The organism is Cohnella sp. LGH, from assembly GCF_017671885.1.
Taxonomy (GTDB): Bacteria; Bacillota; Bacilli; order Paenibacillales; family Paenibacillaceae; genus Cohnella; species Cohnella phaseoli.
The window spans coordinates 3,991,741-4,012,420 of sequence record NZ_CP072117.1; the positions used below are offsets into that span (position 1 = coordinate 3,991,741).

At 54.7% G+C, this 20,680-nt stretch carries 17 protein-coding genes and 1 pseudogene; 8 read left to right on the plus strand and 10 right to left on the minus strand.

Features of this window, described 5'->3' with window-relative positions:
• Positions 1–11 precede the first annotated feature (11 nt).
• Genes J4772_RS17160 through J4772_RS17170 form a run of 3 tightly spaced genes read right to left on the minus strand, consistent with a single transcriptional unit; the run spans position 12 to position 4,881 of the window.
• The gene (locus J4772_RS17160) at positions 12–1,955 is read right to left on the minus strand and encodes a helicase-associated domain-containing protein (protein WP_209076340.1); all 1,944 of its coding nucleotides are present in this window, start codon (positions 1,953–1,955) and stop codon (positions 12–14) included.
• Positions 1,952–3,649 (minus strand): DNA repair helicase XPB, encoded by a 1,698-nt coding sequence (locus J4772_RS17165; RefSeq protein WP_209076342.1) that lies wholly within the window; start codon positions 3,647–3,649, stop codon positions 1,952–1,954. Before J4772_RS17165 ends, J4772_RS17160 begins: the two co-directional genes overlap by 4 nt.
• Positions 3,650–3,708: 59 nt before the next feature.
• Complete coding sequence (locus tag J4772_RS17170; protein ID WP_116059417.1) at positions 3,709–4,881, minus strand: M20 metallopeptidase family protein; 1,173 nt, start codon at positions 4,879–4,881, stop codon at positions 3,709–3,711.
• A gap of 241 nt (positions 4,882–5,122) precedes the next feature.
• On the opposite strand from J4772_RS17170, the gene J4772_RS17175 reads away from it, so the two are divergent.
• Positions 5,123–5,467 carry a YugN family protein gene (locus tag J4772_RS17175; RefSeq protein WP_116059416.1) on the plus strand — a complete coding sequence of 115 codons (345 nt, stop codon included), beginning with the start codon at positions 5,123–5,125 and terminating at the stop codon, positions 5,465–5,467.
• A 20-nt stretch (positions 5,468–5,487) separates the two neighbouring features.
• Positions 5,488–6,699, plus strand: coding sequence for a putative lipid II flippase FtsW (gene ftsW, locus J4772_RS17180; protein ID WP_209076344.1), 1,212 nt, complete (start codon positions 5,488–5,490; stop codon positions 6,697–6,699).
• A gap of 57 nt (positions 6,700–6,756) precedes the next feature.
• Here ftsW and J4772_RS17185 read toward each other — a convergent pair whose 3' ends face one another.
• Positions 6,757–7,137, minus strand: coding sequence for an Asp23/Gls24 family envelope stress response protein (locus J4772_RS17185; RefSeq protein WP_116059414.1), 381 nt, complete (start codon positions 7,135–7,137; stop codon positions 6,757–6,759).
• Between the two features lie 186 nt (positions 7,138–7,323).
• Between J4772_RS17185 and cax the strand changes: the two genes are divergently transcribed.
• Positions 7,324–8,385, plus strand: coding sequence for a calcium/proton exchanger (gene cax, locus J4772_RS17190; protein ID WP_247741124.1), 1,062 nt, complete (start codon positions 7,324–7,326; stop codon positions 8,383–8,385).
• 34 nt (positions 8,386–8,419) lie between these two features.
• Here cax and J4772_RS17195 read toward each other — a convergent pair whose 3' ends face one another.
• The 5 genes from J4772_RS17195 to J4772_RS17215 all read right to left on the minus strand — a co-directional run bounded on the left by J4772_RS17195 (position 8,420) and on the right by J4772_RS17215 (position 13,310).
• Entirely contained in the window at positions 8,420–8,710 is a 291-nt protein-coding gene (locus J4772_RS17195; protein ID WP_116059412.1) for an Fpa/YlaN family protein, read from the minus strand.
• Positions 8,711–8,950: 240 nt separating this feature from the next.
• Positions 8,951–9,190, minus strand: coding sequence for an HPr family phosphocarrier protein (locus tag J4772_RS17200; protein ID WP_116059411.1), 240 nt, complete (start codon positions 9,188–9,190; stop codon positions 8,951–8,953).
• 83 nt (positions 9,191–9,273) lie between these two features.
• Positions 9,274–10,389, minus strand: coding sequence for an aminopeptidase (locus tag J4772_RS17205; RefSeq protein ID WP_209076348.1), 1,116 nt, complete (start codon positions 10,387–10,389; stop codon positions 9,274–9,276).
• Positions 10,390–10,436: 47 nt separating this feature from the next.
• Complete coding sequence (locus J4772_RS17210; protein ID WP_209076349.1) at positions 10,437–11,171, minus strand: hypothetical protein; 735 nt, start codon at positions 11,169–11,171, stop codon at positions 10,437–10,439.
• 150 nt (positions 11,172–11,321) lie between these two features.
• Positions 11,322–13,310 carry a sensor domain-containing diguanylate cyclase gene (locus J4772_RS17215; protein WP_116059408.1) on the minus strand — a complete coding sequence of 663 codons (1,989 nt, stop codon included), beginning with the start codon at positions 13,308–13,310 and terminating at the stop codon, positions 11,322–11,324.
• 368 nt (positions 13,311–13,678) lie between these two features.
• Between J4772_RS17215 and rpsD the strand changes: the two genes are divergently transcribed.
• Positions 13,679–14,278 (plus strand): 30S ribosomal protein S4, encoded by a 600-nt coding sequence (gene rpsD / locus J4772_RS17220; protein ID WP_116059407.1) that lies wholly within the window; start codon positions 13,679–13,681, stop codon positions 14,276–14,278.
• Positions 14,279–14,470: 192 nt separating this feature from the next.
• Here the strand turns inward: rpsD and J4772_RS37045 are convergent.
• Positions 14,471–14,733 (minus strand): annotated as a pseudogene (locus tag J4772_RS37045) (hypothetical protein); the annotation flags it as partial.
• Positions 14,734–14,940: 207 nt separating this feature from the next.
• Here J4772_RS37045 and J4772_RS37570 point away from each other — a divergent pair.
• The 4 genes from J4772_RS37570 to J4772_RS17240 all read left to right on the plus strand — a co-directional run bounded on the left by J4772_RS37570 (position 14,941) and on the right by J4772_RS17240 (position 20,630).
• Positions 14,941–15,465, plus strand: a complete 525-nt coding sequence (locus tag J4772_RS37570) for an Ltp family lipoprotein (RefSeq protein WP_209076351.1) — start codon at positions 14,941–14,943, stop codon at positions 15,463–15,465.
• A gap of 996 nt (positions 15,466–16,461) precedes the next feature.
• Positions 16,462–16,689 (plus strand): DUF1450 domain-containing protein, encoded by a 228-nt coding sequence (locus J4772_RS17230; RefSeq protein ID WP_116059402.1) that lies wholly within the window; start codon positions 16,462–16,464, stop codon positions 16,687–16,689.
• Positions 16,690–16,755: 66 nt separating this feature from the next.
• Positions 16,756–17,259: a ferritin gene (locus J4772_RS17235; protein WP_116059708.1), complete on the plus strand. Its 504-nt coding sequence runs from the start codon at positions 16,756–16,758 to the stop codon at positions 17,257–17,259.
• 230 nt (positions 17,260–17,489) lie between these two features.
• A complete protein-coding gene (locus J4772_RS17240) occupies positions 17,490–20,630 on the plus strand; it encodes a transglycosylase domain-containing protein (protein ID WP_209076352.1) in 3,141 nt (1,046 codons plus the stop codon).
• The last annotated feature ends 50 nt before the right edge of the window (positions 20,631–20,680 follow it).

A 20,680-nucleotide genomic window follows, 5' to 3' on the forward strand; every position in this document is an offset into this window, starting at 1 on the left:
AGCTTGATCGGTCAATCGGTTTCAAGCTCTTCCAGATCAGGAAGAACGATCATCAGCTCGGCGATTTCCTCCGCCCGGACGGAAGCCGGCTCCGTTCTCCGGCCGCTCGGTACGCTTCCGTCCGCCGGACGCCATCTTCCCTCAGCCACCCATAACGCCCCGCTCTCCCGCATGGTGCGGGGCGCAAAAATCCGCGTCCCTCCATCGCGCTCCAGACGAACCGTCGTCTGCCAATCGATCGCCCGCCGAATGAGCTCTTTGCTTGTTGAAGGATGATACTTCCTTGGCCTGGTTATCCATGCGGCCGGAATATCCGCCAATCCGGGAAACAGCTCGTCGGCCCCAGGCAGTCCTTTATCGGCCTCGAAGGCGGACAATGCCGTTCCGCCGCTCAGCCAGCCCTTGTTCCCTCCTGCCGCTTGCTCGCCTCCATGCCGCGCCTCGCCTGGCGCTCCTCGCTCCGTCCTGACGACATCCACGGCCGGATAACCTGCCGCGCGCAGCTTGGCGCGAATCTGCTTCCCTTCCCCTGCGTCGACCAGAAAATGCCGTTCTCCGATCCTCTCCACGATCAGCCCGGCCAGCCCCTCGTCGGCGGCAATCGCGTCGGCGACCGCCTTGCTGTCCGCGCGCAGCACCAGCGCTTCGACCAGCTCGGTCCTGCCGAGCGAAGCGAACCAATCGCGCAGCGCATCGCGAACGGGCTGGGGAACCGATGCGCCGGAGCCCTCCTCCAGAGCCACCAGCGCTTGGGCGAGCGAATAGCCCAAACGGCACGCATCCTCGCAGGAGCGCTGCGTCAGCCGGTATACATACAACTCGTCCGCTTTCTCCAATTCGGCAATGTCGGATAACTTCCAGCGGGCTCGCATCCCGACGTCCGGAGGCACGAGAACTTCCCCATCCGGCTGTAAGATAAAATACCCTTCCGCGGCCCCGGGCAAACTTCCCGGCTCCGCGCGTCGCCTGATTGCCGTCTGTCCCCGCCATGTTCCGCGCTCAATGCAGCCAAGCGCTTCCAGCAACGCCAGCCTCTCCTCGGCCTCGGCCTCGCCCTGCCCTTCGCCGACGCGGTCCACAGTACTCCATATGCCGGCTTCCAGCGCCAACGTCGCGGAGAAAGTCAGATGCAGAGTCGGTCGCGAGGCGCAGTATCGGGTCATGACCAGTGTCTGTAACCTTCGCTCGGCCTCGTGCAGCGGCAGAAGAAGCCATTCGTCCAGCCCTTCTTCGCAAATGCGGATCGCTCCGTTAGTTTCCGTTAGTACCCCGCAGACGAGCCCGACATCAAACGCGAACGCCGCTTGCGAAGGGAGCTGAGCGACATGAGGATAAGCTGCAAGCAGTTGCTCCATCGCTGCCTGTTCCAGCTGCAACGCTGCCGCAACCCGGGCGGTCGCCGCCTGCTGAGGCGCACCTTTAGCCGTACGGAGTACCGGCTGCTTCGCAACTCGGTGCCAGGCGGACAGCAAGGCTAAAGACAGAGGCGGCCGGTAACCCCCTCCGTTCTGCGCGACCTCCCAAGCTTCCTCCGAGGTAAGCGCCCGATTATTCGCGGGCAGAAGAAGCGGCTGCCACAGCGCAACGGCGTCTACAGGTATATAATAAAGCCTATCTCCCCAGCTTTTGCGAACCGCGAACATTACACCGCTTCTGCGCAGCTTGGCCACCGCGACGCGCGCCTCGGCGCCGGTCAAACCGAACTCCTCCTCCGCGTCGGTCGCGATCCGCTCTATCTCGAACGGATTAGCTCCGTATTTGTACAGTACGTACCTCAATACGGACAGCTGGGCAACATCGAGGCAGCCATCCAGCCAAGCCGTCGCCCATTCCGGGTCGGACAGCGCCTCCGCCAGATCTTTGCCCCGCTCCAGCAGCGCTTGGACCGCAGGGTCGGAAGCGATGAGGCGCTTCATCGCGTCCGGGAGCCTCGCTACGGATTGCTCGACGTTCATAAACACGCCTCCCGATCCGCATCCCCTGTCCGACAGCCGTCCTCCCAGTAGTCGATCTTGTAAGGATAACCCTGCTCAAGCAAAAAACGGCCGCGATTGCGCGAAAACGCCACTTCGTCCGTTCCGTCGCTGACAAGAGAATAAAATTGCGCCTTGGCCCCGCTTCGTTTCGGCCGCAAAATGCGTCCAAGCCGCTGCGCTTCTTCCTGGCGGGAGCCGAAGCTCCCGGACACCTGGATTGCAACGGTCGCATCCGGTAGATCGACGGCGAAGTTGGCCACCTTCGAGACGAGCAGTACGCCGAACTCGCCCCGCTTAAACCGTTCGAACAACTCCTGACGCCCGCGCAGCGGCATCTCGCCAGTAATGAGCGGCAGCGACAATTCCCTGGCGAGCTCGTGCAGTTGATCGAGATATTGGCCGATGACGATGGTCGGTACGCCGAAGTGCCGCGTCAGCAGCTCCTTGACGACCTCGGCCTTGCGCGGATTTTCCCCGGCGATCCGGTTGCGCGCGCTTTTGGACGCGGCCGCATAGTTGACCGCCGCCGCAGTCTCCATCGGCACGCGCACCTCCGTGCATTCCGCCTCCGCGATCCAACCGCGCGATTCGAGCGTTTTCCACGGCAGCTCATACCTCCTCGGACCGATCAACGCAAACGCATCCTCTTCCCGGCCATCTTCGCGCACGAGCGTCGCCGTAAGGCCCAATCTCCGAGTGGCCTGAATGTCCGCCGTCATCCGAAACACCGGAGCCGGCAGCAGATGAACCTCGTCATAAATAATCAGCCCCCAATCCCGATTGACGAACAATTCCAGATGAGGGTACTCCTCGCTCGTGGAGGAACGATAAGTCAGCACTTGATAAGTCGCTACCGTGACGGGTCTTACGTTTTTCGCTTGTCCGGTATACTCGCCGACCTCGCTTTCGGTCAAAGTCGTATTCCGCAGCAGCTCCGCGATCCACTGCGTCACCGACACCCCGTTCGGCGTCAAGATCAGCGTCTCGCATTGAAGCCTTGCAAGCGCGGCCATTCCTACCCAGGTTTTGCCCGCTCCGCACGGAAGCACGACTACGCCGCTGCCGGCCGAATCTCTCAGCAGGGCATCGACGGCCTCCCGCTGATAGTCTCTCAGCTCTAAAGGCCTTCCATCCTCCGTTTGCGAGCGCAGCGATACGGGAAGCGGCTGACCCTCGTGAAAGCCCGCCTCGTCCTTAACCGGATAACCCATGCCTGCCAGCTCCCGCTTGATCCAGCCCCGGGCTTCGGGGCGGACCGCCGCTCGCAGACCCTCGGGGCCGCCGTCAAAACAGGCGGAGATCGATTCCAACCGGTAGATCCGCTCCATCAAATCCGAAGTAGCCGTCGACAAAACCAGTCTCCCGTTATCGTTCTCGAGCCTGATTTGTCCGTATCGGTCCATCTGAGTGCGGATAAGCTGCTCTACCGCGAAGGGAAGCGGGCAGCGAGACAACGCAACAAGCCGCTCGGACACCCGAGCGGCGGTCCAGCCCGCAGCCGCCGCGTTCCATAGCGACACTTGCGTAAGCTTATATGTATGCCAGAAGCCCGGACGTTTCTGCAAAATGGCGATCTCCCTTAGAAAATCCCGCGCCTCCGCGTACTCCGTATGCCGCTCGTCAAGCAGCAGCGCCCCGTCGGACTGAACCCACAGCGATCGTGTATTTTCCAACCGGCATTCCTCCTTGTTGTTAACAAGGTTCTCCTCCTCTTCGCCGGTTCATGCATAGATCAGCAATCAAGCGCGGAATCGTCCGCCACCGCAATCAGCAACCGGGCGGCATGCAGCATCGCTTCCTCCTCAATGTCGAACAGCGGATGGTGATGCGGCGCCGACTCCCCCTCCCGCTTGCCGGCCCCGACGAAAAAGAAGCAGCCGGGCTTGCGCTGGAGATAATAAGCGAAGTCTTCTCCGGCCATCACTCGTTCGCACGGACCGGAAGCGCCGTCCGGCAATTGCTCGGCGATGATCCGCAGCACACGCTCGGCTTCTCGTTCGTCATTTACGACGGGAGGATAGCCCTCGACAAACCGAAAACGATAGTCGCAGCCATGCATTCCGCATGTATGCTTGACGATCTCCTCCAGTCTGCTCCGTACGAGGTCTCTCATTTCCTTATTAAAGGAACGCACCGTCCCGGCTAGCTTACAGCTGTCGGCGATTACGTTGTTGGCCGTGCCGGAGGCAAATCTGCCTACGGTCAGCACAGCGGCGTCCAGCGGATTGGCACTGCGGGAGACGATCGTCTGCAGCGCAACGACGAGGGAGGCGCCCGCTACCAGGGCGTCCTTGCTCTCGTGCGGCAATCCGCCGTGCCCTCCGCTGCCGATAATCTCGATCTCGAACTCGTCCGGCGTCGCCATAAACGGGCCCGGGCGGGTCGCCGCGGTGCCGAGCGGCATCGGGGACCAGAGGTGGACGCCGTAAACGGCGTCCGCCTCGTCCAGCCCGCCGTCCTCGATCATCCGAATCGCTCCGCCCGGCAGCAGTTCCTCTCCGGGCTGGAACAGGAAAACGCGAGTTCCCGCCGTCTCCTCTCGATGCAGGCTGTAATACTTGGCCACGGCCAGCAATTGTGCCGTATGCCCGTCGTGGCCGCACGCATGCATAACTCCCGGAACGCTCGAACGGTAGTCGCATTGTTTGGCGTCTTGGATCGGCAGCGCGTCGATATCGGCCCGCAGCGCAATCGTCCTTCCCGGCAGACCGCCGACACAGCGCGCTGCGACTCCCGTTCCCGCCGATGCCCGGCGAACTTCGAGCCCCCACTCCGCGAGCAGCGCCGCAATTTTGTCGGACGTTGCGTATTCCTCGAAGCTCAGCTCGGGATGCTGATGAAAATGCCGGCGCCATTTCACCATATCCCCGTAAAGAGACTGCAGCGTTTGCTCGTTGACCGTCATGGCGACGACTCCTTCCGAAAACCGCGTATTTGTATCATTGTATCAGAAACGGCAAGCCTCCGTAACCTGCCCTGCAGATTGCCCGCGGAATTGTCAATGAACGTTCGAACTTACAACCGGCTGCAGGGTTGCAGAAGGCCTACAAACCGACTATCATGGAAGTGGACGGCGCTTGCCAGAAGATGGCGATATTACGCGCTCAGCCTGCACGTTGGATTGGACCTACATAAGGAGGATGACCATGTTACTCGAAAATACAGGGCTAAACGGAATTCGCAGTGATCTCGGCCATTTGGATGAATCCGGAGACAAGCTCGGCTTTGTTCGCTGGCAATGGGAGTATCGCCGCGCTACTTACGACTTGAAGCTTCACGACCGCACGAGCGGACAAGATTACTATCTGCGCATCGCCACCAGAGCGATCGAAGGCAAGCTGGAAAATCCGGAAGCCATCCTGGAAGTGGAAGGCGTCTATATCGGCCGCTCGACGTTCCCGCATGGACTGGATTACGAATCTGCGATTCCGGAGCCGATCTTGAACGCCGCTAAACAGCGCGCGCAGGATCTGAAGAAGCTGCTGTCCTAAGCGGCTTGGGGGAACTCGGGATGAAATCTCCGGAGAGCGGTCAGCGCGGCGCGCCAGATTTCCTGCTGCTGATCCTGACGCTTCTGCTCGTAGGATTCGGACTTGTCATGGTTTTCAGCGCCAGCTCCAGCATGGCGGTCACGAAGCCCGCCTACAACAATGACGCTTTCTACTTCTTGAAGCGTCAATTGATGTGGGTCGGGCTTGGCACGTTTATCATGCTTGTTCTGATGAATATCCACTTTCAGAAATATAAGAAGCTGTTTATGCTGTTCTTCATCGGCACGCTGGTTCTGCTCGCGCTTGTTCCGATTATCGGAGAGACGAGGAATGGCGCGAAAAGCTGGTTCGGCGTCGGTTCCTTCGGCATACAGCCGACCGAATTCGCAAAGCTGGCGATCATTCTGTACTTAGCCGCGATTATCGCGAAAAAGGACGAGAAGTTCCGGGATTTCAAAAAAGGGCTGCTTCCCGTCATGATCGTCGTCGGTTTTTTCGCCTTCCTCATCATGCTTCAACCCGACTTCGGCTCGTGCGCCATTCTCGTTATGTGCGCCTCGGCCATCGTCGTCGCCGGCGGATCGAATCTCAAGCATATTATGCTTTCCTCCGCCGTTCTGATCGGCTTGGCCGCGCTCGGGACAAGCGTCTATCTGCTGCTTAACCCGGATGCGGGATTCGGCTTCCGCGGCGACCGCTTCACCGCCTTTCTGGACCCGCTGGCAGATCCGCAGGGAAGCGGATATCACCTGAACCGTTCGCTGCAGGCATTCGGACACGGCGGACTAACGGGGGCGGGACTCGGCAACAGCGTTCAGAAGCTGTTCTACCTGCCGTACGCTTACAACGACTTTATTTTTGCGGTTATCGGCGAGGAGCTCGGCTTCATCGGAACGACAGTTTTTATTTTATTCTATGTGCTGTTCCTGTGGAGGGCGCTGATCGTCGCGCTGCGCTGCCCGGACATCTACGGCACGCTTGTCGGAATCGGCATCGTCTCCTTGATCGCGATCCAAGCGCTGATCAATATGGGAGGCGTCAGCGGTGCGATTCCGATTACCGGGGTAACGCTGCCGTTCATTAGCTACGGGGGCTCGTCGATGCTTATGCTTCTGGCGGGCATGGGGATCCTGCTCAGCGTGTCCAGGGAGTACAATCGCTTAGAGAAAACGACTCAGCCCGCTTCTGCAGCCCCGACAACGACCTATACCCGCACTAAAGTCCATCGTTAATATGCTTAAAAGAGGGCTGTCCGCTTGGACAGCCCTCTTCTCATGTTCTAGGATACATTATTTCACCCGGTTAGGCTCATCGACGGCTTCTTCGTCCTTGAAGGCTACGCCCTCCACCTTGACGTTGACCTCGACGACGTTCAAGCCTGTCATGTTCTCGACGGCTTCCCGAACGTTCTCTTGCAATCTCCGCCCGACTTCCTGAATCGGAATGCCGTACTGGACAACAATTCGCAAATCGATTGCCGCTTCGACCTGGCCAACCTCGACGGAGACGCCCTTCTGAGCGTTGCGTCCGCTTAGTCTCTTGGCCAATCCTTCCGATATGCCGCCCGACATCGCGGCGACTCCCGGCGTCTCCAGCGCCGCCAATCCGGCAATCGTGGCAACGACGTCATCGGAAATCCGTATCATACCTTGCTGCAGTTCATCTGTCATAGCGGCCCACTCTCCCCGACCTAATATGTTTCCATTGTAATGGAAGACCAGACCATAATCAACCGCACTCGACCGCCTGCCGCGTTTTGTTCAAAAATCTCCGTTTACTGCAATACAAAAATTGGGTATAGTAAGAAATACCAATCCGAGACTTTCTATATTCTGCCTCCAAGAAGGTGTATCCGCTTGTTAAAAAAATCGTTCTATCCCTTGTTGATCTTGACGTTTCTTCTGAGCGCCCTTTCCCACTATTTGCATTGGGGGATGGAGCTTCAGTTCGCCTTTGCCGGAATCGCGATTTTATTCGCCGCGGGCCTGCTCGGCAAGGCGACGGAATCGGTTGCGCACTATGCGGGACAACGGCTCGGCGGATTTCTGAACGCGACGTTCGGCAATGCGGCCGAGCTGATTATCGCCATCTTCCTGATCAAGGAAGGACTGTTCGAAATCGTCAAAGCCAGCTTAACCGGCGCGATCATCGGCAATCTGCTGCTCGTGCTCGGCGCAAGCGCTTTGACAGGCGGGCTCAAGTTCAAGGAGCAAAAGTTCAACGTCCATCTGGCCGGGCAAAATGCATCGCTGATGCTGCTCGCCATTATTGCCCTGTTCATTCCCGCTATCTTCGTGCAAACCGAGCATATCTCCGTGCAGGATACGCTCAGAATGAGCGAGATCGTAGCCGCTTTTCTGATCATTGCCTATATCGGCTGGCTCATCTATTCGATGGTCACCCATAAGGATCTGCTCGCAGACAACGAGGAAACGAAGGCCGATCACGGCGAAAGCCCCGGTTGGTCCAAATCGCTGTCCGTCGTTCTGCTGGTCGTCGCTACCGTTATGGTCGCATTCATCAGCGAATGGCTCGTCCATACGCTGGATGCGTTCTCCGCGCGATTCGGCCTGTCGGAATTGTTCATCGGCGCCTTTGTCGTAGCCATCGTCGGCAATGCGGCGGAACACAGCGCGGCTATCATGCTCGCCTTGAAGAACAAGATGGGGGCCGCGGTCGAGATCGCCGTCGGCAGCAGCTTGCAGATCGCCCTGTTCGTCGCTCCCGTGCTCGTCTTCGTCAGCTTGCTGTTCGGCGGGGGGATGAATCTTATCTTCACGACGATCGAGCTGGCCGCCATCGCCGTAGCCGTATTCATCGCGATCTCCATCTCGCGGGACGGATCGACGACCTGGTTCGAGGGCATGCTGCTGCTGTTCGTCTATGCTATTCTCGGAGTCGCGTTTTTCTTCGTCTAAAAAAGAAGAGCAGCAACCCTGCCCTGTCAGGGTGCTACTCTTCTTTCTTTTCCAACGCTTCGTATAGCATCGCCAGATTGCGTTCCAATTGACTGATCAACAGCTTGCCAGCGCTCTCGTCGACCAATCCTGTACGCACCGCGAAATCAACCGCCCGTGAGAAGCCGTACATCTGGGTGTCCAGAACTTCTTCGTACAACGGGCATTTACGAGTCGTTAGGTTTTCCATCTGGATAGCGATCAACTTCTCGATCTTATCGGCGTCTTCCCGAAGCAGCCTTAGCGCTTTCTCGTGAAGATCGACTAGGGTATCCGACGCTGCCATTCCCACTCCCCCTGTGCCCTTGCGTGCAATTGTAAGCAAATCTCCGTCGGAACGACGAAGGCTCTAAGCCATTTGTCTAGCTATCACTTTTATATTAGACCATAATGCCCGGAAGCACAAGGACAGGTAACCGTATTCTCCGAAACTTTCCGCTCCAAACAGACGAAAGAGCCGTCTCGGGGGCGCAATGCCCTAACGAGAACAGCTCCTTAAACCTCAACTCCAGAACATTAAAGCGGATTATTCCACAACTTTGACGTTAAGGCCGTGCTTGGAGAAAATTTCTCCGAGCTCCTTCTTTGCTTCCTCGGCATCCGGACCGTGAACATGAAGCTCATAAGAAAGGTTGCCTACGAGCGTCGTGAACAATCCCAGAATGCTCTTCACGTCAATGTACTTGTTCTCCGCTTGAAGAACGATGGAAGAACGAAACTTATTTGCGGTTTGGGATAACTCTACAATTGCAGCATTGTTCGACACGGAATTCCCTCCTAAATTTTAGGCGTAGCAATCTCTCCAACATCATAACTTGTTCCCCTCTTTTCACGCAAGGGAAAAAATCATTATTTCAACAAATCCGGGTTCAGCCCTTCCAGTTCGGGGATAACGAAGAGGCCGTCCTTGCGGATCAGCACATCGTCGAAGTACACTTCCCCGCCGCCGTATTCGGGACGCTGAATGAGAACGAGATCCCAGTGGATGGACGAACGATTGCCGTTGTCGGTCACCTCGTACGCCTGCCCGGGAGTGAAATGCAGGCTTCCCGCGATTTTCTCGTCGAACAGCGTATCCTTCATCGGATGAAGAATAAAAGGATTAAAGCCCAGGCTGAACTCGCCGATATGCCTTGCGCCCTCGTCGCTGTCCAGCAGCGCGTTGATCCGCTCGGTATCGTTGGCCGAAGCTTCCACGATTTTGCCGTTTTCAAACGTGAACTTGATGTTCTCGAACGTAAATCCGTTATAGACGCTAGGCGTATTGTAAGAAATCGTGCCGTTGACCGAGTCGCGTACCGGACAGGAGTATACCTCGCCGTCGGGTATGTTGCGCTCGCCGGAGCATTTTTGGGCGCCGATGCCTTTGATCGAGAACGACAGATCGGTGCCGGGGCCGACGATGCGCACTTTGTCTGTACGAGCCATCAGCTTCTGCAGCGGGTCCATCGCACGGTCCATTTTAGCGTAATCGAGATTGCAGACGTTGAAGTAAAAATCCTCGAACGCCTCCGTGCTCATATTCGCAGATTGGGCCATCGCGCTGTTCGGATAACGCAGCACGACCCACCTCGTCTTCTTCACCCGCTGCTCCATATGTACCGGATGACGATGGATGCGGTCGTACGCCTTCATGCGGTCTGCAGGCACGTCGGCCAGTTCGTTGGCATTGTCGCCGGCCCGAATGCCGATATAAGCGTCCATCCGCTGCATCCGCTCCAAGTCATACGCCGCCCAGGTTTGCAATTGCTCGTCGGTCGCGTTGAGAAGCAAGGTGCGCAGCACCGAACGGTCTTCTATTTCAACGAACGGATTTCCTCCAAGCTTGGCCACTTCCTCGATCAAGCTTTTGAGCAGTTCCCGCTCGGAGCCGATCATTTCGATAAGCACATTTTCTCCCGGCTTCACCTTCACCGAGTACCCTGCCAAGTTGGCGGCCAATTGCCGGATTCGCGGATCTCTCATACTGACACTCCTTCTCGCTGATTTCCTTTTTCAGAGATCAATCGACTTTATTGTACCACCTTAGCCGCTGCAAGGAAATTCGTTTCCGAGGTTCGCTTCTCGCTGTACGTTTTTCCTTCCCACTCGTAAAGCAGCTCCGTCTCCTCCACCATCCGTTCCGGAAACCAGCTTTTGGAATTGGCCGTCCAGAGCACGACCGTATCGACCTTTAACGTGGCGAGAGCGGCCTCAAGCCTGCGTTCGGAAGCTTTCAGCGTCTTGCGCGCCTGCTCCGGATGCCGGACATAAAGCCGTTCATCCGCGCCGACTTCCGCGAGCTCCTTGCGAAGCGCATCCGCAATCCGCTGCTTGGCGGTCTCCTCGCGCAATTGGATGCGGATACGCACTGGCTCGCCCGGCGCAGGAGCGGTGGCGTAAGCGATCGAAGCATTACGGCCGTTCAGCGCTTCGAGCAGGCTTAGCGGCTTGTACCCGGGGGCAATCCTTTCTTTCTCGTCCAGCACGCCTGAAGCCTTGTCCGGCTCCGTCCAATTAAGCTTCAGATTGCCGTGAAGGCTGACCTCTCCTTTGAACGACGCGCTTTTCTCTACTTTCCCCCCAGGACTATACACGGCGAGTTTCCCCGCAAAACCGTAGCTCTCGCTGCCGGACAGCGCGGAAGCCGATAAAGCGAATGCCTCGTTCGCCGACACTCCTCCCGCCGCCCCCATGCATCCGGTCAAAAGCGGAAGAAACAATCCCGTTCCGCAAATTAGTAGGCAATGCCTAACCTTTTTATGCATTTCGTTGTCATCTCCCCCTCGCTTCGTATCGTTTCCCCATTTGCCGGGTCTATACACCAAGGGGATCTTCATCTCGAAACGCGCGCAGGCGGCGCCGGGTTTTCCTCCCCGGCGCCGCCTGCGCTTTGATGCCTATACGTTACTCGTGCATTAACCGACAACAATACAATTGCGCCCATGATGCTTCGCTTCGTACAGCGCCATATCGGCCTTGTAGAACAGCATTTCGACGCTGACCCGCTCATCCTGGAGCCGCCATTCCGAAATGCCGCACGATACGGTTACTTTCGGATTGGTCTCCGACTCGACCCGCTGCCGAATTCTTTCCGCAACCCGCTCCGTCTGCTCCAAGCTGAGCAGCGGCAAGTAGATCGCCAGTTCCTCCCCGCCCCAGCGGGCGGCGATATCGCTGTCCCGAATCGAGGTGCGAATAATCTGACTCACCTGAATCAAAATATCGTCCCCGACCTGATGCCCGTAGGTATCGTTAATTTTCTTGAAGTGGTCGATGTCGACGACGATCAAAGAGCCGGAGCTGTCTTTCAACTGCTTGCGGCCGATTCGCTCGTTCAAATAATGCCGCGCATACAGACCGGTCAAGTTGTCGGTAATGACCATCCGTCGCACTTCGGCATGCAGGGTAGCGTTCGAAATCGCCAGACCCAAATGGGCCGACAGCACCTGCAATAACTTGTAGTTATCATAGGAGAAAAAGTTCGATTCGCGCTTCGCGATCATCACCGCCCCGATGACTTCTCCGTTGAGCAGCAGCGGCGAAGCGAGCAAGGAGCGCGAGTCCGTCACGTCCATAAGCTTCGACTGGACAGGCGTCGCCGAGCAGTAGTCCGACAGAATGATCGGTTCCTGGGTCGACCACATGACGCCGCAGAAGCCGTAATCTTTCGAGTACGTCTCCCCGATCATCTCCGCTACGTTCGAGGACATGACCATGAATTGTTGAAGTCCGGTATCGAATTGAAGGATGCAGCAAAAATCCGACTTAAAAATCGCAAGCAGCTCGGCAGAAGCGAACTGCATCGTCTCCGACAGCTTCAAACTGCTGTTGAGCCTCTGCGTAAGCTCGTTGATGAGGCGCAGCTCTCCTACGAGAACGTTGGCCTGCTCATGAAGCTTCGCCTTCTCGAAAGCGGCTCCCGCCGCACCCGCGAGCATCGTCAGGAAGCTGATGTCCGCTTCATCCAGCTGCTTCTCCGGCATATCTAGCCTAAGCACGCCGTACACACCCTGCTTGCCAGACAGCGGTAGCGCGGCGCGATGACGCCCAACCGAGAACTCCTCGCGGATTTTCCCGTCGAGGAAAGCCGCCTTGCAAAGCTCCATCTCGTTGAGATGGAAAGCGAGCGGGCGAACCTTCTCGTTCGGGCTCGAATAATCCTGGGAGAGAAATAAGTCCGCCTTGCAAACCGGGTACAGCTGTTCGAGACTGTCCAGCACTTCGGACAGCACGCTCTCGACGTCGATATGGTCGTTCAGCCGCCTCATGACGCCGAACAGCGTATTCCGGCGAACCTCTTCTTTATTGGACAGCTTGCGTTCCCTCAGCAAGCCTCCGACGAATAAATTCTCGAAGCTCCGGTAGATGCAGCTTCGTATATGAAGCGCTGCGGCCTGAAGAAGCTTCAGGTCGCCCGCCTGCGCAGTGCCTGCCGGAAGCAGACATGCGACAACTGCATATGGAAAGCCGGTCGTTCTCGCAAAGATCGGCACGGCAATCGAATCGTATTCTTTGAGCTTGGCGATACGATGCTCTTCCGCACGCATCAGCGTCGGGCGGCAAGTATCCAGCGCTCTGCTGGCGGCCGTAGGGCCGATGCCCGTTTCGCCCCAGAATGGAAGCTCGGCTTCCGACTCTTCCGAGGGCTGACTCGTGTTGACATTCGTTCCGTCCGGGTGAAGCAGCGCGATCGGCCCACCCAGCCAAGGGAAGCCTTCCGCTTCTTCCAGCCACTTTGCGAAGCCGCTTGCCAGCAAATCATGGATATACGGCAAGTCCGCTTCGGTTAGCTCCTGCTTCTGTAACCACTGAGGCAGTTGCTGACGGGTAAGGGACGGATTCTCCGTAACGTTTGGCGTTTCGTGATGTTGCTGAACATTCCTCTTGTAGACCGTACCCGACACCCCCTAATCCCCCGTGTAACTCTCTTTACTATACAATGAAACCGTGATTTTTGCACTAACCTCTATAGAAGTCTATAGCCTTTTGACTTATTTTCTCAGCCCTTGTTTCTCACAGTTTTAGCGCCTCGGAGTCGCTCATCGTCGGCGTAAAACAATTCAAATAAAACAACGCCTCTTGACAAATTCCCTCAGCTTCTTATAATATATCTTGTTGAATACTGGGCTTAGATCTTGTGGCACCCTCTCGGACGATCCACCGGCAGGCAGCGGCTGAACTCCCTGTCGGAACCAATATCGGTTATTGGACAATCCGCGCAACGAGACCCATTTTCAAAACTATTTATTTTGAAAAAGGAGTTTTCTCACACATGGCAAGATATACAGGTCCTAAGTTCAAGTTAAGTCGCCGCCTGGGCATTTCTCTGGGCGGATCGGGCAAGGAATTGAAGCGGGCATTCCCTCCGGGACAACACGGCGCCAACCAACGCCGCAAAATCAGCGGATACGGCATGCAGCTGCAAGAAAAACAAAAGCTTCGTCACATGTACGGATTGAACGAGAAGCAATTCCGCAACTTGTTCGACCGCGCTTCGAAGCTGCAAGGCATCGCCGGCGACAACTTCATGATCTTGTTGGAAAGCCGTCTCGACAACCTTGTCTACCGTCTCGGCATGGCTAACTCTCGTTACGGTTCCCGTCAACTGGTCTCCCACGGCCACGTTACGGTCAACGGCAAGAAAGTCGACATCGCTTCCTACATCGTGCAAACAGGCGACGTAATCGGTCTTCGCGAGCGTAGCCGCTCCATGAAGTCGATCAAGGAAGCTCTGGAAGGACGTCACCACATTCCTGGCTACCTGGACTACAACGCCAACACGATGGAAGGCAAGTACACTCGTCTTCCGGATCGCGGCGAGCTGTCCCAAGAAATCGACGTTAAACAAATCGTCGAATTCTACAGCCGTTAATTTCGGCTGAACGCAAACCTAGTTTATAAAAACCCCGGGATCCCCAATAACAGTGGGATTCCGGGGTTTTTGCCGGTATCGATAAATTGCAGGATAATGCAATAAAATGCGTCGAAATGGAGCTAATTGGGGCTAAATTTTACGTGGTAGGCGCTATCTCCTTTCACTATTGCGCTGTGAAATTCAAAACGTTTAAGAGTATGAAGAGCGAAAGGAAGCCCCGGTCATTGATCCCCGGGGCTTCTCATAATATCCAGAAAACGGAACCTTAACCGTCTCACCGTTTCGATAGACATGCACAAACGTAGTCCTGGTATCCATTTCCGTTATTGTACCTCTCACCGCCTCTTCACTCCCCCATACGTCAATACGACTTCGATCTCTTCTCTTTTCGCTTCGGTCAATTGATCCGCTAATTCCTCAAGCTCAAACTCGTCTCTTGTTGGTCTCTTCGCCTTGTATGTATAAGCAGCCTACAAGGGCGGGGAGTCCAAATGCGGACGAGAAGTTACTCGACTGTGCTTGACCGTCATGATTGGCCATTTCGGGAGTGGAGGTTACTGGGCGCAGATAGCCGCAATAAAAATCAGGACTCGTCAAAATTCGCCACATATTGTAATATTGGCGAATATAATTTATTCCTACAATGGGGGAGATTTGGAATGAAAAAGGTTTTAATCACTGGCGCAATGGCCGCTCTACTTCTTTCTGGTTGCACATCAGAAAATGACGCTCTTAAGCCTGCAAGTGTTTCAGCACCGACAAGCTCGACTCCAGTGACGAAGGCACCAGAGTCAACGACTGCGCCGGAAGTAGCTAAAGAGTCGGCAACGCCGGAAGTGGCTAAAGAGACAGAGGCTCCGAAAGCTACTGAGAAGAGTGTTCCTAGAGAACATAGGGCGGCATTAAAAATGGCGGAATCGTACGCAGAGTCTATGCATATGTCAAAGGCGGGTATTTACGATCAACTAACCTCTGAATATGGAGAAAAATTTCCTAAAGAAGCCGCTCAATATGCCATAGATAATATCACTTTTGATTGGAAAGAAAATGCACTAAAAATGGCTAAATCGTACGCAGAATCTATGAATATGTCAGATGCGGACATTTACGATCAATTGATTTCAGAATATGGTGAGAAATTTACCAAAGAAGAAGCTCAATACGCAATAGATCATTTAGAGTAAAAGTATGAAGACAAATAAAAGCCCCTCGACCAGTTAAGGTTGTCGGGCTTTTGCTGAAAACAATGATTGTAAAGTTACTACACAGAACTGGTTCAAATATGTATAGTAGAACGACAATCAGCCCGAGACCCTAAGACTCCAGACTGATCGTTTATGATGCGATATCTGCGCGTCTATCACAATCTGCACATTGGCGCGCTTGATTTAATGAAAACTTCAAATATTTCAATAATATCCAATAGATGAAGTGATGTTGAACGAATTGAATGCGAACATTAGGTTTCTTAGTGCAACAATATTTTTCACTATGGGAGTGCTTTTCAGGAAATCCAAAAGAATTATACATATAAAAAATTGGAGAAAAAATGAGAAAACTCGTGCTTTACGTTCCGTTCTTTCTTGTTCTGTTTTTCTTCCTATTTATCGGTGAGGATAGCGGGTTTCATTGGAAAAATGCGTTGGAAAAGCTACTAGTTCTAGGAATCATAATCCTACTAATCTATTTGATTCGTAGATTCTACGGTGCGATTGATAAGATGAAATAAGTGGTAATGAAGTCTCTGTATTCACTTAGTCGGCTGATCCATTCGATAACTTCTCGAACCACACACTTCTCTGAATTTTTTCGACTGGCCAGGCGCGACATGTGCAGCATTAGTCATAATGTGAACGTAACTGCGAATTCGCTTTTACGTTGCGTCCTCACCAAATCGTTCCTGCACAGGCCGGTGATTCCACGAACTCGGACATCGAATCCTGCACTATATCCTTTCCATCGATTAAAGTATTGGTGCGTCGCCCTTTCGGGGGCGGCGTTTTTTTAACCCCTCACAATCCCTCTCCTACCGGTTCGAATTCGCCGCGAACAAATCGCTTACGCCCCTGCTCTCTTAACCGAACCAACGTTAAATTTATTTTTGTTGACAATGATAATGAGAATTAATATCATTTGTATGACAGTTTGATACCTTGAGCGGAAAGTCGGTGTTCTTCTTAATGAAGAAAATCAAATTTTGCTGCCGAAACTTCGACAAGCATGGCTCCAAATCCGTCTATAAGACGCTAAAAATCGAATATCCGGAATTAAAGAAGAAGAAAAAGGATTGTTTAGGCGTGTGCAAACATTGTACAAAGCAGTGCATGGCGCTGATCGGCAAAACCGAAATCGTCGTCGCCCCGTCACCCGAGGCGCTTTACGAGAAATTAAAGCAGCGGATAGGCTGAGTCGACGCTTTATGGTACAATTCGGGTAGAACCTACAGATTTCCAAAAGGAGTGAGTCGCGAGATGATCAACGAAACTTTAAGCAAAGCTTTGAACGACCAACTCAACTACGAGCTGTTTTCCGCTCACGTGTATTTGGCGATCGCGGCTTATTGCTCCGGCGAGAGCCTGGACGGCTTCGCCAACTTCTTCACCGTGCAAGCGGAAGAGGAAAAGTTCCATGCGATGAAAATCTACAAATATCTGAACGACCGCGGCATTCGCGTCACGCTTGCGGGCATGGATACGCCAAACAACGAATATTCGTCGGTGCTCGACGCTTACGAGCATGCTTATGAGCATGAGAAGGAAGTAACCCGCCGCATTTACCACCTGTCGGATTTGGCGATGAACGACCGGGAGCATGCGACGATTCAATTCCTCAAATGGTTCATCGATGAACAGGTTGAGGAAGAGTCGATGTTCGACACGATCATTAACAAGCTGAAGCGGATCGACAAGGACAGCAACGCCTTCTTCATGATGGATTCGGAATTCGCCGCAAGGACGTTCACTCCTCCAGCTCTGTAAAGCCGAACAAAATTAAAGGGATGCCGCGTCATCAAAGGATGGCGAAGCACCCCTTTTTTTGTCTGTCGAAAGCACAACCTCTGCCCTCTTGTTGCGTATAACCGTTACGGTGCGGATATCGCCCAGGTCTCATGCGCTCGCCGTTCCGGCGGACCGGCTTTCCAATGGAGCCAAACTATGGTTAGTTGTGCTATAATAGTTCTGTTTGTTGAAGGAGGCTTTCTAAAATAATGACGACTACAAAACAACCCCCTTCGGAGCCAGAACGCAAGGGAGAAGGCTTCAAAACAGCAGGAAAAATCGCGGGTTTTACCGTTCTATGGCTGATCTTGTTCGGAATTTTGGCCGGACTTGTCGGAGCCGGGGCGGTAGCGGGATTCGTCGCTTCCCTCGTCCATGAAGAACCGATTCGCGATCGCGCCTTCATAGAAGAAAGGATCAACGAAAACGCGATAACCGGCTTCGTCTATTTCAACGACGGAACTCCCATCGGACAGCTTCGTTCGGAGGAAGACCGCAGACCCGTCACCTATGATCAAATACCGCAAATCATTGTGGACGCGGTAATCGCCATCGAGGACAAAAACTTTTTTACGCACCCCGGCATCGACACGAACGGCTTGTTCCGCGCCGTGAAGCAGCAGCTTCTGAACGAGAGCGTTCAGACCGGAGGAAGCACGATTACGCAACAACTGGCCCGGCGGGTATTCCTGAACCTCGATCAGACTTCGAGCCGCAAGGCCAAGGAAATTTTCCTGTCCCTGCGTCTGGAAAGGTACTTAAGCAAAGAAGAAATTTTGACCGCCTACTTAAACAAGGTGCCTTACGGCAACGGCTCCAACGGGTATCAAGTATTCGGCATCAAAGCGGCTTCCAAAGGCATCTTCGGCATCGATAAGCTGGAGAAGCTGAACATCGCCCAAGCGGCTTATCTCGCAGGAGTCCCGCAGCTTCCCTCCCTCTACTCCGCCTTTAACGGCAAGGGAGAATTCAACGAGAAGAACTTCAATCGCGCAGTCACGCGCCAGAAGCTCGTTCTTAGCCGCATGCTTGAAGAGAATAAACTCACGAAGGCGCAATACGAAGAAGCGCTCGCTTTCGATCTCCGCAGCTCTCTGGCGAAGCCGACGGAGAAAGCGTACAATACTTATCCTTACTTGATGCTGGAAGCCGAGCGTCAAGCGGCCGAATTGCTCGTCATGAAGCAAAATCCGAATTTGACTCGCGAGGATTTGAAGAAGAAGGAAAATTCGGCGCTGATCGAGGATGCCCGCGCGCAACTGCTGCGCGGCGGCTATAAAGTAACAACCACCATCGATAAGAAGATTTACAACCTGATGCACGAAATTGCGGAAAATCCGGAAAACTTCGCGAAGGATCATCCTGTAAAAGGCGTGGAACAGATCGCCGCCGTTCTGATGGATCACAAGACGGGAGCCATTCTCGGCATGATCGAAGGACGCGACTTTCACATCGAGCAGATGAACTTTGCGACCCAGATGGTTCGCCAGCCCGGCTCCGCGATGAAACCGATCGCCGCATATTTGCCTGCGATCGACAAAGGGGTTATTCAGCCGGCCAGCATCTTGGACGATTCTCCGGTTATTCTGAAGAACGGCGGCGGCGGTTATCATATTCCGAAAAACTCCAATAATCGGTATTCGGGACTTGTCACCGCGCGTCAAGCGTTGAACAGCTCTTATAACATCCCTGCTCTGAAAATTTTCCTTGAGAAGGTCGGCATTAAAGAATCCTGGGCGTTCGTTCGTTCGCTCGGCATCACGACGCTGGTTAAGGAGGACGACGAAGCGCAGACGGGAGTTATCGGAGGTCTAAAGTACGGTACTTCCGTTGAGGAATTGACAAACGCCTACGCGGCGATTGCAAACAAAGGCGTATTCAACGACGCTTACTTGATCGAAAGCATTCGCGACGCCAACAATCAGATCGTTTACAAGCACGAATTAGATCCGAAGCGAATCGTCTCGGAGCAATCCGCCTACTTGATGACGGATATGCTGCGTACGGTCGTTACGAACGGTACGGCGACGTCCCTGACGTCGCAATTCAAAAACTACAAGAACATTCCAATCGTCGGCAAAACCGGCACGACGCAAAATTACAGCGATGTCTGGTTCGAAGGCTTCACGCCGGACGTTACGCTCGGAGTCTGGGCCGGGTACGAGAAGGTCATTCATACGCTCTCGTCGGATAGCCACGGCCGCGCTAGAGCGATCTGGGCCAAGATCATGAACGAAGTGACCGAGGCGAAGCCCGAGCTGTTCCCGACTACCAAGTTCGAGAAGCCGGACAATATCGTCTCGATGACCGTGTCCAGCGTTAGCGGCAAGCTGCCTACCGATTTGACCAGACAGGCCGGTCGAATGGTTACCGACATCTTTAACCGCAAGTTTATTCCGACGGAATCCGACGACGGGCTGGTCAAGGTCAAGTACATCTCCTATAACGGAGTCAACTACTTGCCGCAGAGCGGCACGCCTGAGGATTTGCTTCGAGAATCGGTCATGGTCGTCCGTCAATCGCCGCTCGACGCGCTGATTGAGGATTTGCAAGCGAAGCTTGGCAAAGTTGCGGCCCAAAGCCGCAAGCCGCTCTCCTATTATCTGCCGAAGGATGCGCAAGACAGCGCGCCTTCGAAAGTCGATCCGAGAGTCGAGGACGGAGCCGTCCCGAATCCTCCGCGCAACGTCGCGGTAGAGACGCTGGACAATATCGCAAGAATTACGTTCTCCGCGTCTCCGCAAGCCGACGTGGCCGGCTATCGGCTGTACCGCTCCATTAACGGCAGCCCGTTCCAGAAGGTCGAAGCTTCGCTGCCGGTCGGCGAAGATTTGAAGTTCGTCAATTACATCAGCTCGCGCCAAACGTACAGCTATTACGTGACGGCAGTCGACGTCGCCGGCAACGAGTCGGCTCCAAGCGAGATCCATTCGACGGACGGCGGCATCATTATCGATCCTACGCTGCCGAATCAGCCGGATCCGAACGCAGGCCCTGGAGATGGCACTAGCGGCGGTGAGCATGGGGGCAACACAGGCGAGGTCGGTCCGGAGATTCCGAGCGGCGGAAGCAACAGCGCTCCGTCCGCCCCGAGCGGATTCAGCGCTCAAGGCACGGATATCGGCGTTATTCTGTCGTGGAACGCCAACCCGTCAGAGGATGGCGTGTCCCAATACCAAGTCTGGTTCGCCAGCTCGGAAAACGACAAGTACAAGCTTCTGGGCACAACCGAATCTACATCTTTCGAGTATATTTCTCCAGCCGCCGCAGGGTGGTACAGAATTACGGCGGTCGGCTCATCCGGCGAATCGTCGCCAACCTCCGCGGTCGAAGTGAAATCCGGCGGATAACGCCGATCATAGCAAAAAGGGGATGTCCCTAGTCATTAAGATGACTAGGG